The organism is Psychrobacillus sp. INOP01 (genome assembly GCF_018140925.1).
Classification (GTDB): Bacteria; Bacillota; Bacilli; order Bacillales_A; family Planococcaceae; genus Psychrobacillus.
Genome location: NZ_CP073315.1, coordinates 2,682,170 through 2,701,470, shown reverse-complemented (window position 1 = coordinate 2,701,470; position 19,301 = coordinate 2,682,170). Strand labels below are relative to the sequence as shown.

16 protein-coding genes are annotated in these 19,301 nt (G+C 35.8%); 6 read left to right on the top strand and 10 right to left on the bottom strand.

Annotation, left to right across the window (positions count from 1 at the left end; all coding sequences use genetic code 11):
- Positions 1 to 219 precede the first annotated feature (219 nt).
- The gene (locus KD050_RS13555) at positions 220 to 3,939 is read left to right on the top strand and encodes a DUF6359 domain-containing protein (RefSeq protein WP_211892873.1); all 3,720 of its coding nucleotides are present in this window, start codon (positions 220 to 222) and stop codon (positions 3,937 to 3,939) included.
- Between the two features lie 394 nt (positions 3,940 to 4,333).
- Here KD050_RS13555 and KD050_RS13550 read toward each other — a convergent pair whose 3' ends face one another.
- The 6 genes from KD050_RS13550 to KD050_RS13525 all read right to left on the bottom strand — a co-directional run bounded on the left by KD050_RS13550 (position 4,334) and on the right by KD050_RS13525 (position 10,413).
- The gene (locus KD050_RS13550; protein ID WP_211892872.1) at positions 4,334 to 5,179 is read right to left on the bottom strand and encodes a DUF1028 domain-containing protein; all 846 of its coding nucleotides are present in this window, start codon (positions 5,177 to 5,179) and stop codon (positions 4,334 to 4,336) included.
- Positions 5,180 to 5,494: 315 nt separating this feature from the next.
- Positions 5,495 to 7,180 (bottom strand): methyl-accepting chemotaxis protein, encoded by a 1,686-nt coding sequence (locus KD050_RS13545; RefSeq protein WP_211892871.1) that lies wholly within the window; start codon positions 7,178 to 7,180, stop codon positions 5,495 to 5,497.
- Between the two features lie 124 nt (positions 7,181 to 7,304).
- Positions 7,305 to 8,225: an exonuclease domain-containing protein gene (locus tag KD050_RS13540; RefSeq protein WP_211892870.1), complete on the bottom strand. Its 921-nt coding sequence runs from the start codon at positions 8,223 to 8,225 to the stop codon at positions 7,305 to 7,307.
- 99 nt (positions 8,226 to 8,324) lie between these two features.
- Complete coding sequence (locus KD050_RS13535) at positions 8,325 to 9,164, bottom strand: YflT domain-containing protein (RefSeq protein WP_211892869.1); 840 nt, start codon at positions 9,162 to 9,164, stop codon at positions 8,325 to 8,327.
- Between the two features lie 500 nt (positions 9,165 to 9,664).
- Positions 9,665 to 10,102 carry a YusW family protein gene (locus KD050_RS13530; RefSeq protein ID WP_211892868.1) on the bottom strand — a complete coding sequence of 146 codons (438 nt, stop codon included), beginning with the start codon at positions 10,100 to 10,102 and terminating at the stop codon, positions 9,665 to 9,667.
- Between the two features lie 83 nt (positions 10,103 to 10,185).
- Positions 10,186 to 10,413: a hypothetical protein gene (locus tag KD050_RS13525; RefSeq protein ID WP_211892867.1), complete on the bottom strand. Its 228-nt coding sequence runs from the start codon at positions 10,411 to 10,413 to the stop codon at positions 10,186 to 10,188.
- A 135-nt stretch (positions 10,414 to 10,548) separates the two neighbouring features.
- Here KD050_RS13525 and KD050_RS13520 point away from each other — a divergent pair, with 135 nt between their 5' ends.
- A complete protein-coding gene (locus KD050_RS13520; RefSeq protein ID WP_211896397.1) occupies positions 10,549 to 10,743 on the top strand; it encodes a hypothetical protein in 195 nt (64 codons plus the stop codon).
- A 558-nt stretch (positions 10,744 to 11,301) separates the two neighbouring features.
- On the opposite strand, the gene KD050_RS13515 is transcribed toward KD050_RS13520, so the two are convergent.
- Together KD050_RS13515 and KD050_RS13510 are read right to left on the bottom strand one after the other, a co-directional pair.
- Positions 11,302 to 13,395: a methyl-accepting chemotaxis protein gene (locus KD050_RS13515; RefSeq protein WP_211892866.1), complete on the bottom strand. Its 2,094-nt coding sequence runs from the start codon at positions 13,393 to 13,395 to the stop codon at positions 11,302 to 11,304.
- A 193-nt stretch (positions 13,396 to 13,588) separates the two neighbouring features.
- Positions 13,589 to 14,575, bottom strand: a complete 987-nt coding sequence (locus KD050_RS13510) for a YecA family protein (RefSeq protein WP_211892865.1) — start codon at positions 14,573 to 14,575, stop codon at positions 13,589 to 13,591.
- A 210-nt stretch (positions 14,576 to 14,785) separates the two neighbouring features.
- Here KD050_RS13510 and KD050_RS13505 point away from each other — a divergent pair, with 210 nt between their 5' ends.
- The 4 genes from KD050_RS13505 (at position 14,786) to KD050_RS13490 (ending at position 17,253) form a co-directional block, all read left to right on the top strand.
- Positions 14,786 to 15,217 carry a hypothetical protein gene (locus KD050_RS13505; RefSeq protein WP_211892864.1) on the top strand — a complete coding sequence of 144 codons (432 nt, stop codon included), beginning with the start codon at positions 14,786 to 14,788 and terminating at the stop codon, positions 15,215 to 15,217.
- Positions 15,218 to 15,351: 134 nt separating this feature from the next.
- Positions 15,352 to 15,540: a hypothetical protein gene (locus KD050_RS13500; RefSeq protein WP_211892863.1), complete on the top strand. Its 189-nt coding sequence runs from the start codon at positions 15,352 to 15,354 to the stop codon at positions 15,538 to 15,540.
- Positions 15,541 to 15,591: 51 nt separating this feature from the next.
- Positions 15,592 to 16,887 carry a sensor histidine kinase gene (locus KD050_RS13495; protein ID WP_211892862.1) on the top strand — a complete coding sequence of 432 codons (1,296 nt, stop codon included), beginning with the start codon at positions 15,592 to 15,594 and terminating at the stop codon, positions 16,885 to 16,887.
- A gap of 210 nt (positions 16,888 to 17,097) precedes the next feature.
- Positions 17,098 to 17,253, top strand: a complete 156-nt coding sequence (locus KD050_RS13490) for a YfhD family protein (protein ID WP_211892861.1) — start codon at positions 17,098 to 17,100, stop codon at positions 17,251 to 17,253.
- A gap of 60 nt (positions 17,254 to 17,313) precedes the next feature.
- Here the strand turns inward: KD050_RS13490 and ptsP are convergent, their stop codons facing one another.
- Together ptsP and KD050_RS13480 are read right to left on the bottom strand one after the other, a co-directional pair.
- Positions 17,314 to 19,032, bottom strand: coding sequence for a phosphoenolpyruvate--protein phosphotransferase (ptsP, locus tag KD050_RS13485; protein WP_211892860.1), 1,719 nt, complete (start codon positions 19,030 to 19,032; stop codon positions 17,314 to 17,316).
- A complete protein-coding gene (locus tag KD050_RS13480; protein WP_211892859.1) occupies positions 19,029 to 19,298 on the bottom strand; it encodes a phosphocarrier protein HPr in 270 nt (89 codons plus the stop codon). Before KD050_RS13480 ends, ptsP begins: the two co-directional genes overlap by 4 nt.
- Positions 19,299 to 19,301 lie beyond the last annotated feature (3 nt).

The following is a 19,301-nucleotide window of genomic DNA, read 5'->3' as shown; positions in this document are numbered from 1 at the left end:
ATGCATTTAATATACTACTTTCCGACGATAAATTATACAGTTTTATAGCACTTTCGATTCGACTTAAAATAGTTATTTTTTAATAGAATATATTTCTCTCTACCTACTTCTCACCTGTTTTTATCAGAATTCTTAAAGTTTTACAACATTCACACAATATTGTTATTTTCTTTTGCTATAATCTATCCGAAATATAAAAATGTTCAAGGAGTGGATAAAATGACAAAAAAGAGTCTTTGGAATCATGCTTATAATAAGGTTATTATTTCCTTTATATTAGTAGTTTCCATGTTTGTACCATTTATAATTGCACCTAGTGTTCTAGCCGCTGAGCCAATTAGTGTCTCAGAAGCAATTACAAATAACACAGGTACCGCAACTGTTCAAGGTTACATCGTTGGAACTGCTAACTCTGGATCTTCCTACGATCAGGAAGCCCCTTTTACAGTAGCTACAAATATTGGTTTAGCAGATTCACCAAATGAGACAAATCCATCCAATATTTTACCGGTTCAATTACCAACTGGTGCTATTCGAACGGCACTCAATCTAAAAGATAATCCACAAAATTTTAAAGTAGAAGTAACCGTGACAGGTTCATTGGAAGCATACTTCTCTGTTCCTGGTCTAAAAAGTCCTACTGCTTATACAATAGTTTCGGATGGTGAAACACCTCCCGAAGCAGAAGTATTGGAAAACATTGCGGCTGCACGAGCAACTACTAACCCAGACAAACTAGTTAAAATTACGGGGACTGTAACAACCGGAATGGGCTTTTGGGGCGGAAAGGCATTCTATCTTCAAGATACTACCGCTGGAATCTATGCATTCACTTCTTCAGCAGATGTTAATCCTGGTGATGTCGTTGAACTTGAGGGTAAAGTTAGTCCATACAGCGGCGAAATACAAATTCAACCTACCAAAATAACGAAAATCTCCACTGGCAATGAAATGCCTTTTGAGCAAATTATTACACCAGCTGGAGTAAATGATGAAACTCAAGGTGAACGAGTAACTGTAAATAATGTAGCAATTACTAATTTAACTAAAACAAACGACTATGGAACATTCGAATTTACTGCAACACATGAAAACGGAGAGTCCGTTGTTATTCGTAACGATAATCGAAATGGTTTAGATTATGATACATTCGTACAGCGATATAAAGAAGGCGATTTTGTCCATATATCTGGTATTGCTTCAATTTTCAACACGACTTACCAATTAAAAACACTTGGTTTAGAAAGCTTTGAATTAGTTAACAAGCCTGCAGTCTACACGGATATCTTTCCAGGTACAGTTTCGGAAGGAACTGAAATTTCCCTAATCTCCCCTATAGAGGGTGCGACAATCTATTACACATTGGATGGCTCAACACCTTCTACAGATAGCACGTTATATAATGCACCAATTACTTTATCAACAGATACTACGATTAAAGCAATCGCTGTTAGTGATACTATATCGGACGTATTTACTTTTACGTACAATATTTTAAAAACAAATAACCTATCTATTCGTGATATTCAGGGACAAACTCACTTCTCAGACTATGAGGGTGCAACAGTTCAGGATATTACCGGTGTTGTAACTCATCTGTACAATTCAGCAAACTTTGTAATTCAAGATGTAAATGCTGATGATGACAATACAACATCTGAAGCAATAATCGTCAACAAAGCGTCTAATGGTTTAGCAATTGGAGATTTGGTTACAGTAGCGGGAACCGTGGAGGAATGGTACTACGAGGGCTACTCAGATATGAAAGCAAATGATCTTCCTATTACTAGAATTCGTGCAACATCCGCTACTAAATCTGGAATAGCAGAATTGCCTGTACCTTTAGTAATTGGAGAAGATATTTTCCCTCCAACTGAAATAATCGATAATGATGGATTAACAACATTCGACCCATTAGACGATGGAATAGACTTTTGGGAATCCGTAGAACTAATGCGTTTGGCTGTACCAAATGCAAAAGTTATTGGACCACAAGAGTATGGAGAAATACCTGTAATAGCAGGGAACTCTACTAATACAAAGTTCAATGTACTAGGCGGAGTTAATATTTCTGCTAATGACTATAATCCAGAAAGAATATTAGTATTAACAGGAAATGAAAAATATGATGCCAAATCAGGCGATTATTATACAGGTGAGATTGTCGGAGTGATGGGCTTCGGCTTTGGTAATTTCAAGCTATGGACAGAGGAGTCTACTCTTCCACCAATCACTCGTATTGAAAAACCAACTGTAGTGACGGATATCGAACCTACAGAGGATAAATTAACTGTAGCATCATACAATGTTGAAAATTTCTCAACAAATACTGAAAACACGCCGGATGAAAAAGTAGAAAAAATAGCTAAATCTTTTGTGGAGAATATGAAATCGCCTGATATTATCACTCTTATAGAAGTACAAGATAATGATGGTCCTACTGCTTCTGGAAATACAGATGCCTCGGCAAGCTATGAAAGGCTGATCGCTGCAATTGAGACTGCTGGTGGACCAACATACGCTTGGACTGACATCGCACCTGAATATAATCAGGATGGGGGGCAGCCGGGCGGGAACATTCGCGTCGGGTACCTCTATAACCCAGATCGTGTAACACTTACAGAAGGAACAAAAGGCAGCTCCACTGATAAAGTTACTTGGGATGAAGCTGGAAATCTCACCTTGAATCCTGGAAGAATTCTTGACTTACCACAAGAGAACACACGTAAGCCATTAGCTGCACAATTTGAGTTCCAAGGAGAAAAAGTAGTCGTAATCGGTGCTCATTTAAATTCCAAAGGTGGGGATCAGCCTTTATTCGGTAAAAACCAACCTCCATTCCTTGGCTCAGAAGCAGAAAGAATTGAACTAGCTACGATGATTAACAATTTCATCCAAGCAGGTCTAGAAAAGGATCCAGATTTAAGTGTAATAGTTGCTGGAGATATGAATGATTTCGAATTCACTCCGACTCTTGCTGCACTTAAAGGTGGAATTTTAACGAATATGGTAGAAAAAGTACCAGTTGGCGAGCGTTTCTCTTATTACTATCAAGGGAATAACCAGGTACTTGACCATGTTCTAGTTACAAATAATATAGCTAATAAAACTACTGTGGATATGATTCATATTAACGCTAACTATATGGATATTCACGGTCGTGCTTCCGACCATGACCCTGTTCTTATTCAAGTGGAATTGAACGAACCCGAAACTAAAACCCTTACAGCAAATAAAACAGCAATCGAGTTAGTAAAAGGGAAAAAGGCAAATATTAAGCTAACAGAAACGACTAAAAAGCAGGACGGTTCCACTACGACTGAGGATGTTACTAAGAAGGCTACTTATAGCGGTTTTAATACTAAAATTATTTCCGTAAACAAAGGCGTAATCACCGCTAAATCGAATGGGACAACAATTATTACTGCAACGTATGGCGATAAATCAGTGACCATTAAAGTAACAGTACATTCGACTATAGATGGCGAAGCTATTATAACAGAGGATGAAGTAGACACTTCGAAGAAGGTAATTACGGTGGATGGCTCTGTAATGCATAATGACGGTGATGTTAATATACGTTTTACAGAAGCGGCAACTAGTAAGATTAATACTGCAAATAAAGATGTAGTAATTAAACTTATCAATGGAACATTCTCGATAACTGCTAAAAACTTCGATGTACTTGCAGCTAGCGGGCAGTTCACCTTATACCTGGATTATCATATTCCACCAGGGTTATTAAAAGAAAAAAATAAACACAAGATCAAAGACGACTTGAAACTTAAGGATATGGCTTTCCTTGATAGCAGTAACAAAAAAATTACAAAAGGATTTTCAGACTACTTTATCATCACTACAGAAGGTAAAAAAGGAACTAAGGTAGCCGCTTACTACGACCAAAAATCGAAGAAGTGGAAGTTCAAAAAGATTAAGTAGGTATTGAAAAAAACGAGAGTCGTGACTAGCGTCACGACTCTCGTTTTCTATTTCCTACTAATAGTCTTACTCCTAATCACTAGTTTTAATAACACCTGAGTCAATTTCATAATTACTTTTTTCCGCATAAAATACGAATATTTATATGATATTATTCATTTATTTAAAGTGGTGTTCGTTGATTGGAGCGCAGGTCCGCCACTCCAGCGGGAACAGCACACTTCTGCACCCATAGCGAAACGACAGGAGCACGATCTGAAAGCCCCGCAGGAACGTTTAAAAGGGACAAAGGCTAAGTGCGCTACGCTAGCTTCGAAACATGAAAGTACGTTGGAGAGGAAATCAACTTTGTTTGGATTTTGCTATTAATTATTTTTTTATGAAATAGATTCATCTACTTATTAATACGCATAAACTCTACAACTTTTTTATCGATAAAACCCCTTTCTTGAACACGTTCATCAAAATTTTGAATGAGATGATAAGACTGGATAGCATCTTGTAAGTCATCCATTTCTGTAAGATTTCGATCTAAAAAACCATTTTCATATAACATATTTTGTATCTCTTCCGCTAGCTCACCTTCAATAGCCACAATATCCTTTGGAGTTGTCCCTATAAAATAGAGCTGATGAAGTTTCAAAAGTCTCGCTAATTCTTTAACTGGGTCAGTATGGTCATCCACTCGAAGATCGATATAACGATCTGTATACCCACCATAGCTACCATTTTCTTTTACTACTAATAAAGCAGCAGATTGTTTTCCCCGTTTGTCTCCCCCTGCAATATCACCAGCTTGTAATGCTGCCAATAATCGTTCAGCAAGAGAAGCCTCCTTTTGTAGAAAAACCGCCTTCATGTCGTTAACAGTATCTTCACTGACCAATAAGTTTCCCTGAATAGCAAAATTCGCTTCTGCCAATCCTCCCGCCCAATCGAAACAGTCTTCCCCAGTAAATATAGCACTACGACCACTTGCATCTACAATACCAGCTTGTCGGGCACCAGATTTTTCATCATTTGCAACTAACTCTTTAAGAACCTCTTCCGGTGACAAGCCTCTTTGTAGCATGTCCAAGCCATCTATACCATAATCTAAATTTGCCCAGGACTGAGTTGCTATTGCCCCTACGCCTGCCTTGGCAAATGGAACAACTGCTCCAACACACAAAAACTTGGAAGCAACGGCCACACCTAATTCCTTTGTTTGTGGATCGAAACCAACGATAGAAAATGTCATCTGCATTCCCCTTTCACTTAATCTATTTATATTTTAACTTTTTATTCTGACAATTAAAAGAAGATCACATTATTTTAGAATGAATGAGATCTTGAATTTTTACTGTAATTTTTTATTTACATATTTCCCATGACTAGGCAAAACAATCAAGTCAAAATCAGTGATTAGTAAATGCAAATTACTTGTGAGTAAGTCTCCTGAATAATACATCCTCTCCCTTAACCACATTAGCATTTCACCTGGACAATTATTTATACAATCCTTCAAAGAAAGACATCCCACAAGTAAACTCTACTCATAGGATGTCTGTTAAATTTATATTTTAAAACGATGTACCAATTCATTCAAGGAATCTGAAACTGATGTCAGAGAAGATGCAGCAATTTGGATTTCTTCCATGGATGCTAATTGTTCTTCAGTAGCAGCTGCTATTTCATGGGTGCTTTCGCTATTTATATTGAATAACTCAGAAATATGTATGTTTTTTTCTGCAACTGACGTGAAATCCCCAGTTAGTTGCTCTGTTTGATTAGCTATTTCCTGTACCTTATCTGAAACATGTGAAATCGATAGCATAATTTCTTTAAATTGAATAGCGGTGCCAGAAGTTAATTGGATTCCATTATTCACGCTTGATTTCACCGTTTCAATCGTGTTTACTGTTTCTTTAGATGTACTTTGTATAAGTGTAATGAGTCCTTTAATCTCATTTGCCGATTTACTAGATTGTTCCGCTAACTTACGGACTTCCTCTGCAACAACAGCAAATCCTTTTCCATGTTCTCCCGCTCGTGCAGCTTCTATTGCTGCATTTAGAGCTAGTAGATTAGTTTGCTCTGCAATTTCATTAATCATCGAGGTTATGTCACCAATCTTCAAGGCATCATTTGCTAATGAATTAATATTCTTATCAGCTTCATCCACTGATTTCTGTATAGTCCCCATATTAGCAACTATTTCTGTTACAGACCTCTCACCGTCTTCCGCTTGACTATTAACCTCAGTTGTTTCTTCTGATACCTCAATCGTATATGCAGACATATTCTTTAGAATCTCTAAGGATTGCTCAACTGCTTTTGTACCTTCTAGTAATATGGTAGATTGATCATTCATAGCAATTGATACATCTTGTACACTCTCTGCAATTTGGTGAGAGGTAAGTTTAGATTGCTCAGCACTAGCAGAAAATTCTTCTGAAGAAGCAGCTGCTTGTTCCGCTGAATAGCTAATTTGAGATATTATCTCTCTCAGGGAAGAAATAAACTGATTGAAAGCTCCACTAACTTCACTTAATTCGTCTTTATTTTTTATGTGAATTGTTTTTGTTAGATCTCCATCCCCATTAGCAATTTCAGTCATTTGTTCTTTTAGTTGACGCAATGGTCTAATAATAGCCTTCAAAAGAATTATACTTAGTATGATTCCCACCAATATTGCTATTATAGAGATTGTTATTAAGATGATCTGACTAACCTTAGATTGTTCTTGTAAATTTGCACTAGCTTGGGTTGTCTTTTCATCCAATTGTTCTATAAAACTATCGAAAGACGGATCCAAAACTTCTTTTCGTATTCTTCGTTCTTCTCCAAAATGGATTTCTTCTGCTGTCGTTTTGTTTATCGTGCTATTTTTTATTACTTGCTGGCTTGCTGACCAAAATTCTTTATAGTCATTTTGGATACCCTCTATTACATTTTTATCACTAGTTGTACTAGCAAGTTCGATTAAACGACTTATTTTGGCTAAAACATCCTCTGACTTTTCTTCCATTTGTTTTGCATAGGTTAAATCCCCTGTTAAAAGAAGTGCTCGTTCATCATTGGATAGCCCTGCGAGACGAAACTGTATATGCTTTGAAATTGTTTGCATCTCTGTTAATTTATCTAATTCGTTATTTTTAGAAACAACATCACTTAATACCCATGTAGAAAATCCCCCTACCCCCATTATGGATATGATTAAGACTGTTGTGACCAAGATTATTCTTGTTTTTATTCTCATACGATACCTCCAAAACTCCAATATAGTTCACTTTACACATTATATCAGAATTTCAATCATGAGAAATTATCTAGACTTTTCTAAACAGATCCCTAGTAATGTATATATAGACCTATTTAAATTACTACATCGGATATCGAACTAACCTTAAAAAGTCTTGCTCTCCAACTATTTCAATTGGAAGCCCTTGTTGAATCATGACTTCCACCTTTTGCATTTTAGTACTTTTTATGCCCTGTAGATATTTGGCTAAGTCATTATCTCCCACGACTAAGTAATTTGTTTGATGGTCCACCGTCCCTTTGCAAATTGCTCCACAATTCACTGCAAGTTGTGCTGCTTTCGACCTTGTCATAGAAAGCATTCTTCCCGTGAAAACAATTTGTGCTCTATAAAATGGATGCTTAGAATTTAGCGCTGTACTTTCAGGTTCCAAAAATTCTATAGTCACGTCTGATTTGCTACTTCGCTTGGATGGGGATTGTTTCTTAGTTTGAATCGATGAGCTTATTTTCACATTATGTAGTTTTGCCAATTGTTGAACTGTATTTGTTTGGGTTTTCTGCATCGCTTCTATTGTAATGATAGCGGCGGCGCGAGCATCCTCTAGGGCATCATGGTGCCTTAAGGCTATACCCAAATAACTTGCTACAGTGGAGAGCTTATGATTGTATAGCTGAGGCCAAACCTTTTTAGCAATTCGATAAGAGCACCCATATTCAAAGCTCGGAGAGGGTTCATGAAATTGACGTAATGATTCCTGTAAAACCCCCATGTCAAAACTTGCATTATGTGCAATGACAACTTGACCTTCAATAAGATTTTTCACATTTGGCCAAAATTCTTCAAAGGTTGGTGCACTATGGACCATATATTCGGTAATCCCATGAATTTTTGTATTATAATAATGAAATTCACTTAAAGGATTTATTAAGGATTGTATTTCTCGATATATTTTCCCGTTCTTAACTTGCACAATTCCTACCGAGCAAACACTCGAACGTAGGTTATTAGCTGTTTCAAAATCGATAGCTACAAAGTCCATTTTTACGTCACCTCGTTTTGTTAGATTGACTCTTATTATCTCATAAGAGAATGCAAAGAAGAACCTCTCAAAAGAGAGGTTCTATTAGTTTAGTGAAGTTTAATATAGTCGATTAGTAGGAGGAATATCATCTAATTTCTTTTGAAATTCCAATTTCTCTTCATACTGATCATGAGAGAATCTTTCCTCTTCTTCATCTACTGTTTCGCTCGCATATGCTGCTGGACCTAGATTCGGATCGGCTCCCGGAGATTGCGTGCCGTATGTTTTTTCTTCCATCGTAACATTTCCCTCAATCTTTGGACGAGTTTCTCTAACCACCCTGTCTTCCTGCATAGAGTGTCCAATATGATCCTCTTCTCGAGCTAAGTATGGATCAGTTGCAAAGGTCTCTCCACGTGCGAAGCGATCCTGAGGTTCATCAAAGCGTCCATCTGTTTCATTTACGAACTTATTATTAGATGGTGTTAATCCTTGCTCCTTAGCATAGTCACTAATCGGTTCTTCGTTTTCCATAAAACGATTTTGTACCATATCTGTACCAACCGTATCTGTATACTCTTGATCAAATTCATTTTCATGAGAACCGTACATCGGTTCATCGTTAAACGTCAGGACATCTGTGTAGAGGACAATACTTCCTCTTGCTACTTCCTCCGCATATCTTGTTCTTTCCTCTTCACTTAAATCTAATTTTCTTAATCCTTCTGCTACTGCATCTTCACCAGTAAACCAGGATTTGAACTTGTCCATAAATGTTCCAGCTTCATGTGTAGAAACTTCTGAATGACGACTAAGTGTATTTAAATGTGCATTTTCAGTTGAAATTACATGTATATCACTTTCTGCATAACCTTGATTTTGTAGGCCCTCCAATTTTTCATACATTTCTTCTTCCGTACGAGCAAATTCAATTCGTCTATTCGATTCAATGTTCATGGTGTTGCCTCCTCAAAATTAGTCTTATTCCATACATCCCCCCTTACGATTGAACCTAAACACTATGTAGCTATTGTTAATCACTTTGTAATAAAAAAGTAATTATTCTAGTACATACGGTTATTTAAGTAAGAAAAGTACAAGCGCCCTTTAATGTCAAAACCTGTTTCTATCGTTTTCGGTAGGCTTTTGACAGACTTGTTGCTATAGATATACTAAGAAAATCTTATCGATGAGTAATACACCCTTTATTGATTGAAGCGGAAGATGGCTACTCCAACGGGGAAAGCGTTAGGCGAAGACCCCGTAACGAAGCGAGGAGGCAGAGGCAACGTCCGCGGAAAGCGTCTACTTGAAACGAAAGTCAGCAGTATCATTGTATAGAATTGATTCTTCAAAGTACCTGGATATCTGAGCACAAGGCACAAAGTTTTATACTTTCTTATTCTTTAAAAAAGCCTCAAGAAACGACTTTCATCGTCTCCCAAGGCTTATATCTTTTATTTTCTGTCAGTAAATTCTTGCGTATCTCCGTCCGAGAATTCTACTTCTAACTCGAATTCAGTATACTCCTCTACTCCAAATGCTTGAGTAACTTTTTCTATCACTTCTTCCTTACTCATATCTTTTGTTAAAGCAAGATCTTTAAAGATAGGCTCCAACTCTGCATAGGCATCATCGCCAGTAAGGTTTATGGATTCTAATTGGTTAACGTACTCGGCCTCTGTTTCTGATATATCAATATCAAAAGAAGCATCAATTGCATCCTTTTGATCTGCCGTATCTATATCCAATTCAAATGACTGAAAACCAAATTCACTTTGAGCTGTATCTTTATCAGGTGTTTTGGTCACTTCTTCCTTATCTCCACAAGCCCCTAATAATAGGGCAGATGAGATAATAGCACTACTAAGTAATGGATATTTTTTTATTCTCATTCTGAAGCACTCCTCCATTTAATGATTACTTTATCATATAAATTATCACCATTGTTTAGCGAAAATAAACAACTCATGGAAAATTATCCTGGATAACGCTCTTCACTCGCAGAGGTAGACTTAGTACCTCGCTTATCTTTTTCATCTTTCACCTTTTCATTTAACTCTTCTACCGGGATAGGATCGACTGTCTTCATATCCTCATCCTTATCAAAAATACTTTCTTTTTCAGTATTTAATAAATCAGGATTATCCATAATACGTCCTGAAATATCTTGTTTTTCTTTATCCACTGGGTGCTTTTTTGTCATTGTAACACTCCCTTTAATATGTTTTAAATTGTTTATCCTTTTATTTCTAATATTAAACATCAGCCAATCGATAGTTTAACATCCAAAAATATGGGAAAACAATTCGTATCAAGATAATATAAGGAGGAAACTATTATGAATAAAAACAAAATGGCACTAACCGCACTAGGTCTCGGAGCAGCATTTTTAATGAGAAATAAAGGATCACGAGATAAACTCGCTAAACAATTTAATAGCTTTACTAATACTCCTATCCGCGGAACGAAAGCAGATAATACATTCAGTAATTCAACAAAAAGCAAGAGTCTCTTAGGCGGATTGTTTAATTAGACCTTTAATTATAGGAGACCTTCCATTCCTTACTTTATACTTATAATTTGCTATTAAAGCCGACCTTCTAAAATAAGGTCGGCTTTAATATATTGAAAAATACATTTCTAGATGGATGTATTCTGAAGACACTCAATAAGATATAAGTGTCAAGAGCACTTAGAATAATGATAGGTGTTGTCCATTCTGAAAACTCATAGAAAAACGTTTATAAAATATGAGTATTTTTCTCTTGAGACTTTTACTTCCGTTGTAATGTCATTTGATCACATTCTTGATAAACTTACTTGCCTTAGATATTAGATAAATATGCTCTTTTTTGTTTACTTTCAGAATGGGAAAATTTCTATGTTATTGTGTGCTATATGACAACTGATACTTTCTACAGTCTATGACAAGAGTGGTTCCCAGTGAAATACGTCATTTTGCAGACTCGTTGAAACGATACAATAAATTGCAGTTGCAAATAAATCTATCTTTAGACAATGTCAGACACTAAAAAGAGTAGAGAATATGACTAAGTCACTTTCTCTACTCCTAATATATATTATGTTTTTATTATAATTTAAATCGATTTACTACCTCTTGTAATTCTTCGGCAATAGTATTCATATGAGTTATAGAGTTTCCTACCCTTTCTAACTCAGTTTGTTGATCATTTGCAGACGCACTAACTTGTTCTGCTGAAGCTGCAGTTTCTTCCGATATAGCTGATATATTTTGTATTGCCATAATGGCATTATTTTTGTTCTCTAACATACTACTTAATTCGTCTACTAATTGATTGATTGCTAACTCAATATCTGCAGTTAATGCTTTATTATTATTAAATGCTACTTCCGTGCTACGCACTGATTGATTTTGTGCTTGCATCATTTCCACATTTTCAGTAATGATCGAAACTGTTTGCTTAGATTCTAGCATGATTCCTTGCACAATCTGTTTAATCACTTCTGTTTCTCGCTTCGATTGTTCTGCAAGTTTTCTAACTTCCTCTGCAACTACCGCAAACCCTTTCCCGTGTTCACCAGCACGAGCCGCTTCTATACTTGCATTTAAAGCTAGCAGATTCGTTTGCTCTGTTATACCTTGAATAGATCCAATCACTTGATTGATATTGCCAATATTCAATGTCAATGTTTCTATTTGCGTTTGCACCTTACTATTAATTTCGTTTGTCTGTGTATTCTGTTCTCGTAGTCTAATTACTTCTTTTATGCCGTCTTCAGTTGATACTTTAGTTTTCAAAGATAACTCATCCATTTGAGCAGAAATCGTTATTAATGATTCAATTTGATCTGATAACTGCATCATAAGATGATTTGTTTCTTCTGTATCTTCTGATTGCTTAGCCGCTCCTTGCGCAATCTCATTAGTTGCTATAGAAACCTCTTCGCTAGATGCTACTACTTCATCAAACACCTCATGTACACTATTAGAAGTTTTATACAAAAGTGTAGAAGAACCTAAAACAGTGTGTATTGCATCGTTCGTTTTAACTAGCATATTATTATAAGCAGATGCAACAGCTCCTATTTCATCTGGTTTAATATATACATCGTCAACTTTTCTTGTTAAATCCCCAGTAGCAGCAAGTTCAATAGATTCTCGTAAAAATTTCAATGGCCTTAATTGTCTAAAGATAAACCAGACGGACACCGCCGCCATCAATATCACCATAATAATGGCACCTATAATATTTACAAATAATATTTGGCTGAATGTATCTAGTATTTTGGACTTTGGTAAAACCAATTGAATGGACCAAGTTTCATCTGTACCTTCTAGAACCATTGGAGCAAATGCATTAAATGCTTGTTCCTTTAATGATTTTGAATCCACGTACAAACTTCCTTCATGTCCACTATCTAGATCCTTCTTTACTCCTGACCAATCTATTGCATCTTCCATATTGGACCCATTCATCTTGTCATTAATACTATTTACTATTAATATACCTTCATTTGTAATAACACTGGCATAGCCACCTGGAGGAGCAATCGTTGTAACTACCTCTCCTAAAAAGTCGATTGTTAAGTCAGCTGTGATAACACCGAAGAAAGTCCCCTCATTTGTTAATAAAGGCACTGCTATAGTAGTCATGGGGACTGACTCTCCTGCTAATTCGTACATATATGGCTCTGTCAAAATAGCTCGTTTTTCATTTTTAGGAACATTGTACCAAGCTACATCTTTGTCGTCATAATTCATAAGTTTCTCCGTCACAATAGATGTTCCACTTTTAAATAGATAGGGAATAAATCGATCGGAACTATCCTTAAGATTACTTGGTAATGTTTCGCCTTCTATCACACCGCTCTCTAATAGTAATGAGACACCAAAAACGTCATCGTTATTCTCTAAATTTGTTTGTAGAATTTGCACTAATTCTTCTCCCAAAAGCCGGTTGTTTCTTTCCGATAGTTCTATTACATTTTTCGTTGTATATAACATTTCACTTACTTTTTGAAAGCGATCACCTATTAAAGAGGCCGCAAGTTTGGCATCCACCATTGTCGAGCTCTCAGCATCTTTCATACTTTGGTTATATAAAATAGTACTTGTCACTGTTGAATATATTAGAAATAACACTAAAAATAGTCCTACTATTATAGCAGACAATTTTTTCGAAATACTCTTAGTTTTTTTCATTTCTTCATCTCTCCTCATTAATTTATCTATAGTGTTGTATAATTTTTTATAAACAGCTAAAAGACCTACTAGAAAATATAGCATAAAAGAACTACATAATTAAAAAATCAGAAATAACATATTTATTTCTGACAAAATATAAAAAGGTCACCGCTTATTAAAACTCAATAAGCGGTGACCTTTTATACTTAAACTATTTTCCTTTGTAATACTCTGTTAAATCATTGTAATACTTATTTAAAGAAGCGGTGGAAACTTCAAAAGTCTCTGCAATTTCTTTTATAGTCATATTAAAAGGTTCAAATAATCCATTTTCTTGACCAAATCGAATGGCTCCGGCTGCAATCGCAACTTCCTTGCGTGCATTTGGCTGTTGCTCCACTAAATAATCTTCCACTATCTCTATAAACTTGCCATATTCACGATTGTTTTTCTCTAAGAAATCTATCGCTACTTGTAATACTCCGACTTCAAAGTGTGTATACTCTCCGCCTTCATAGCCATTTTCTCCAAGCAATTTCCATAAGGTTGCTCCCGTTTCCTTTAAAAAGGCTGAAGCTGATAGGGTCTCTTGTTTTTCAAATTGTTTTTCTATTTTATCAAAAACTTCCTGATGATCAACCGGGAAGAATACTAAACTAGAAATAGCTAAATACTGATTTTCTTTGTTAGAGCCATCTGGCAAGATGAAACAGTATACATGAACTCCAACAGGCACAGGCTTATCACTTTCTCGTCTAAGCAAAATGCTCTCTTTCGTGAGTACGTGGGAAACAGTCATATAGTGATCATCTACTTCTACCACTTTCCCAACAAAAACCGATGGATTTTGCCATTGACTCAAAACATTTAATGTAGAAGGTCGTACCGTTTTTTTCTTTTGCTTTTCAAGATAGCCTAACCATATCTCCTGTTTATAATGGAAAAAGAACTCATCCATTACGATAGCTTCAATCATTTCTATGTCTAAATAGTCACCTATCTTTTTGCTCCAAGCACTCACAAGATCCGCATATTCTTCCATATCTTTACGCTCTGGATAGAGGTCATAAAAAGATTGCAATATTCGTTCCAGTTCCTCTGTTTGTACCTCTTCTATTGAATCAGTCTGCTTTGACTCGCAGCACTTTTTGTATTTTTTTCCACTACCACATGGACAAGGATCATTTCGACCTACCATACTTAACACTTCCTTCTCTTTTGGTAAGTGCTTATTTTAACATGAAAGTAAGAGGAATTTAAGGTTTAATCAAAAATAGATAAGAAAATACACAACAGTTTTATAAATATTTCAAAAAATATCAAGCAATTCTTAGTGTAACTAAGATTTCCTAGGGAAAATAGGGTATACTTAACATAGGAGTCTGTAAATGTTGAGGAGGTATGGAATATGTCAGTCGCTAGCGAAGCGTCTCAAGTGAACTTAGATTTTCTTATTAATGATTTAGGTCTCAAGCAAGTGTCGAATACAGCATTGTTCCGCAAAGGGAATATTTTAGTTCTATCACCATCTGTTCAAAACAAATCGAATACGTTCGAGTTAGGTGAATCCCTAATGAAAAAGTTCAATCCTGAAACAGACGAAGGTTACTTATTGATACGCATAAAAGAAAAATTTTTGATGGCTAAGCTACACCCATTTCAACGTAAAATGATGACAAAAGATACGGAAAAAAGTACAAAAAGTAAACCATCCTTTTGGAAATTCAATGTAATAGAGTCAATCATTCCACGTATTGAAAACAGCGGTGATCGAGAGTTAACCTACAAAATTCAAGCCCCTACTAAGAAACAACTTATCACCTTTTTCAACAAAAACTAATAACGCTCAAGTACTTGGACAGTTTGAACCATGTACTTGAGTTTTTTTTGTTTTTCCAAAACCTTCTAATTATTCTGTTGTATAATTGGTTATACAATAGTACTATTAACCTACAATAATTTACAATGAGGCTGATGGAAGAATCCTATTTTTCTACTATGAGTAATGCACCAAATCAATCCTTTAATATTATGGTTGCTAAAAGTATTATCCATCCAATGTCTGGTAAAATTCATATAAATAGTCCAGCTAAGTTAGGTACAATTATCCAAATATCGTTTCCAATTCCTTCACAAAGGGTAAAGGAGAATCGACAACTATAGTTAGTAATAATTCTTTACCTATACACATTTTATATAAGGAGCGATCGGTCTATGGAAATAACTATGAATTTCATATTCAATCTTTCCTTGTTAGCTGCTCTCCAATTATTAGGATTTGCTTGGATTAATGGAGAAAATAACAAAATACCCGCTAAAATAATATTTGGCGTTTATTTAGTTTGTAGTCTAATCATTTGTTTTGCTTTTAGTTACCCGCTACAAGAAGAACTCCATTTAGACTTGCGATATGTTCCTTTTATAATTGGCATTCTTTATGTAGGACTTAGTCCACTTTTAACTGTAATTACAATAGCTTTACACGCTATTTTCATTGGTATTGACCTAGGATTCTGGACGTCTTGTATATTCAGTTCGTTTTGTGGACTATTATTATGGAAAATATCACCTTGGTTTTTAGGGCAACCATCCAGAAAACGTATTCAACTATTAGTGCAAATTTCTTTATGCATAAGCTTAGTAAAGATAGTTTTTTTTAATATACTACATGTAGACTATCAGCTTCTAGATGTTTGGTTTGCAGAACTATTCATCCAATCTATAGGCATTGGGATACTTGCTTTTTTAATGGAAGAGGTTAATAAAAGTATTCAATTGAAAAATTATCTGTTAGAAACAAAAAAATACAAGGCTATAGAACAAATGGGAGCAACTATTTCACATGAAATCAGGAATCCTTTAACCGCAGCCATTGGATTTGTTCAACTTTTACAGTCACAATCTACTTCTTTAGAAACCCAAACCCAATACTTATCAATCATCCGAAATGAACTTAAATCAGCTGAGAGAGTTGTGGAAAATTATTTAGCCTTAGCAAAACAAGAAAAAGATGCATTACAGCCCATCCATGTAGAGCTTGAACTTTATAATGTCCTAAAACTATTAGTGCCATCAGCCAAGGCGAACAAGGTTTATATAAATCAGTATTTTTCCGAATCACATATTATTCAAGCCAATCAACAAAAGTTTCATCAGTGTTTTATTAATTTGATCAAAAATGCAATTGAATCAATGCCAAATGGGGGAGTGTTACTTTTAGAGGTTAATACCGATTATAAACAAGTCCGTATTCGCATTCAGGATAATGGTATTGGTATGACACCAGAACAAGTTTCACATCTTGGGGAACCTTATTTTTCTACAAAAGGAGACAAAGGTACTGGACTCGGAATGTTGGTAGTATTCAATTTTATCAAAGAGATGAACGGAACTATTCATGTAGAAAGTGAATTAGGTAAGGGAACTACTTTTGAAATTATGTTCGGTGCTTCTAAGGCTAATAATTCTGAGCTAGATATAATAGAAAACAGAAACTTAGTATCAATTTAATAGCACGCGTTTACTACATAGAGATAATATTTCTCTATGTTTATCTCTCTCTCGGAAAGCGTCCACGTGTAACAGAAATCATAGTATTTTTTAACTCCTCTTATTTCAGAATCTTTTTCTATATCAAATCTACTTAATCCACCTCTCCCTGTTTAAATGTATTAAAATAAGCCATATTAAGATGGTACGAACAAAGGAAAGGAGATTTATATGGGAAGAGACAATAAGCAAGGAAAAAGCAACAACAAAGATTCACTACCTCAAACGCCAAAAAATCTAAAGATCAAACCAAATGACATCCAAGAAGAATTTGCCAAAGAATTTGAAGAGCTTGAAAAAAATACTCCGAAAGCAAAAAGAAAATAAGCACCATGAATAAACCCACTCATATCGTCTTGAGTGGGTTTTCACGAAGCTTTTAATCTATTAACCTTCTAAAGTCTCTTTTACATATTGCTTCACTTGCTCCGAAGTTTGCATGGACAGTGCCTTTTCCGCAAGCAGTTTCATCTCTATTTGCGTCAGCTGGTTGATCTGGCTTCTAGCTCGTAGCATAGAAGGAGCACTCATGGAGAACTCGTCTAACCCTAAACCAATCAATAATGGAATTGCAGTTGAATCTCCTGCCATTTCTCCACACATACCCGTCCACTTCCCCCTAGCATGTGCAGCATCGATTACCATTTTAACTAAACGTAAAATAGCTGGATGATAGGGCTGATATAAATAAGCAACCGATTCGTTCATTCTATCTGCAGCCATCGTATATTGGATTAAATCATTTGTTCCAATACTGAAAAAGTCCACTTCTTTGGCAAATTGATCAGCTAGTATTGCCGTCGAAGGAATTTCTACCATAATACCAACCTCTATATGATCGGATACTGATGTACCTTCCTGTTGAAGCTGTTCTTTTTCTTCTAGTAATAGTTGTTTTGCTTCTCTGAATTCCTCTAGAGTTGCAATCATTGGGTACATTATTTTAAGATTACCGAAATTACTTGCACGTAATAAAGCACGAAGTTGAGTTCTGAAAATTGTTTGTTCCTCTAAGCAAAGTCGAATTGCTCGGAAGCCAAGAAATGGATTCATTTCTTCTGGAAGATTTAAGTATGGAAGCTGCTTGTCTCCACCAATATCTAATGTTCGAACAACTACAGGCTTATCACCCATCTGTTCAAGCACTTGCTTGTATGCTTGAAACTGCTCTTCCTCAGTTGGCAATGAATCTCGTTCCATATACAAAAATTCGGTACGATATAGTCCGATTCCTTCTCCACCGTTTTCAAGTACACTTTCTACGTCTTTCGGTGTTCCGATGTTTGCAGCTACTTCCACATGTATACCATCTAATGTAATAGTTTGCTTATTTTTAAGCAATGAAAGTTCTTTCTTCTCGGCTTCTTGTTCATTTCTTTTTTCTACATAGTTCTCGATAACATCGCTTGGAGGATTTATAAGTACTTCACCACTATCTCCGTCCACAACGATCAAATCTCCTTGTTTAATAGCAGATGTAGCATTTTTTGTACCAACAACAGCAGGAATTTCTAAAGAGCGAGCCATGATAGCTGAATGAGACGTACGACCTCCCATATCTGTCGTAAATCCTTTAGCGAATGCTCTATTTAGTTGAGCTGTATCTGAAGGCGCTAAATCTTTGGAGATGATAATAACCTCTTCATCAATCAACCCAACATTTGGTATTTCTACACCTAAAAGCTTTGCAATTACTCGCTTTGTTACATCCCGGATATCTGCTGCCCGTTCGCGCATATACTCGTTATCAAGCTGTTCAAACATGACTATTAAGGTATCGGCAGTATCTTTCAAAGCGGCTTCTGCATTTAACGCTTCGTCATTTATTTTCCCTTCAACGGAGCCTAATAATTCAGGATCACTAAGGACAAGCAAATGTGCATCAAAAATTGCAGCGTTTTCAGCTCCTAAGTCAATTTCTGCACGGTCACGTATCTTTTGTAGCTCTAGTTTAGCAGCATTTACTGCCTCATGAAATCGAGTAACCTCTACTTCCTTATTAGACACTGTATTTTTCGTAACAGTTAAATCTGGTTCTATCATCAAAAAAGCTTTACCAATGGCTATACCACTGGATGCAGCAATCCCTTTTAAATTTTCTGTCATGATTCAATAATCCCTTCAGATTTCAAGAAGCTTTCGATTGCCTCCAATGCTTCCTGTTGGTCAGTTCCTTCAGCGAATATAGAAATGATTCCGCCTTGACCTACACCAAGTGACATAACACCAAGAATAGATTTTAGATTAACTTTTTTCCCTTTATACTCCATGAAAATATCTGAAACATATTTTGAAGCGATTTGTACAAGCCCCGTCGCTGGTCTTGCGTGAATTCCTGATTCTGCTACTACTGTGTACGTATGATTTGTCATAAT

Coding starts and splice junctions, on each gene's coding strand:
- KD050_RS13555 (WP_211892873.1), top strand. CDS start 220: ATGACAAAAAAGAGTCTTTGGAATCATGCTTATAATAAGGTTATTATT.
- KD050_RS13550 (WP_211892872.1), bottom strand. CDS start 5,179: ATGACATTTTCTATCGTTGGTTTCGATCCACAAACAAAGGAATTAGGT.
- KD050_RS13545 (WP_211892871.1), bottom strand. CDS start 7,180: ATGAGAATAAAAACAAGAATAATCTTGGTCACAACAGTCTTAATCATA.
- KD050_RS13540 (WP_211892870.1), bottom strand. CDS start 8,225: ATGGACTTTGTAGCTATCGATTTTGAAACAGCTAATAACCTACGTTCG.
- KD050_RS13535 (WP_211892869.1), bottom strand. CDS start 9,164: ATGAACATTGAATCGAATAGACGAATTGAATTTGCTCGTACGGAAGAA.
- KD050_RS13530 (WP_211892868.1), bottom strand. CDS start 10,102: ATGAGAATAAAAAAATATCCATTACTTAGTAGTGCTATTATCTCATCT.
- KD050_RS13525 (WP_211892867.1), bottom strand. CDS start 10,413: ATGACAAAAAAGCACCCAGTGGATAAAGAAAAACAAGATATTTCAGGA.
- KD050_RS13520 (WP_211896397.1), top strand. CDS start 10,549: ATGAATAAAAACAAAATGGCACTAACCGCACTAGGTCTCGGAGCAGCA.
- KD050_RS13515 (WP_211892866.1), bottom strand. CDS start 13,395: ATGAAAAAAACTAAGAGTATTTCGAAAAAATTGTCTGCTATAATAGTA.
- KD050_RS13510 (WP_211892865.1), bottom strand. CDS start 14,575: ATGGTAGGTCGAAATGATCCTTGTCCATGTGGTAGTGGAAAAAAATAC.
- KD050_RS13505 (WP_211892864.1), top strand. CDS start 14,786: ATGTCAGTCGCTAGCGAAGCGTCTCAAGTGAACTTAGATTTTCTTATT.
- KD050_RS13500 (WP_211892863.1), top strand. CDS start 15,352: ATGGAAGAATCCTATTTTTCTACTATGAGTAATGCACCAAATCAATCC.
- KD050_RS13495 (WP_211892862.1), top strand. CDS start 15,592: ATGGAAATAACTATGAATTTCATATTCAATCTTTCCTTGTTAGCTGCT.
- KD050_RS13490 (WP_211892861.1), top strand. CDS start 17,098: ATGGGAAGAGACAATAAGCAAGGAAAAAGCAACAACAAAGATTCACTA.
- ptsP (WP_211892860.1), bottom strand. CDS start 19,032: ATGACAGAAAATTTAAAAGGGATTGCTGCATCCAGTGGTATAGCCATT.
- KD050_RS13480 (WP_211892859.1), bottom strand. CDS start 19,298: ATGACAAATCATACGTACACAGTAGTAGCAGAATCAGGAATTCACGCA.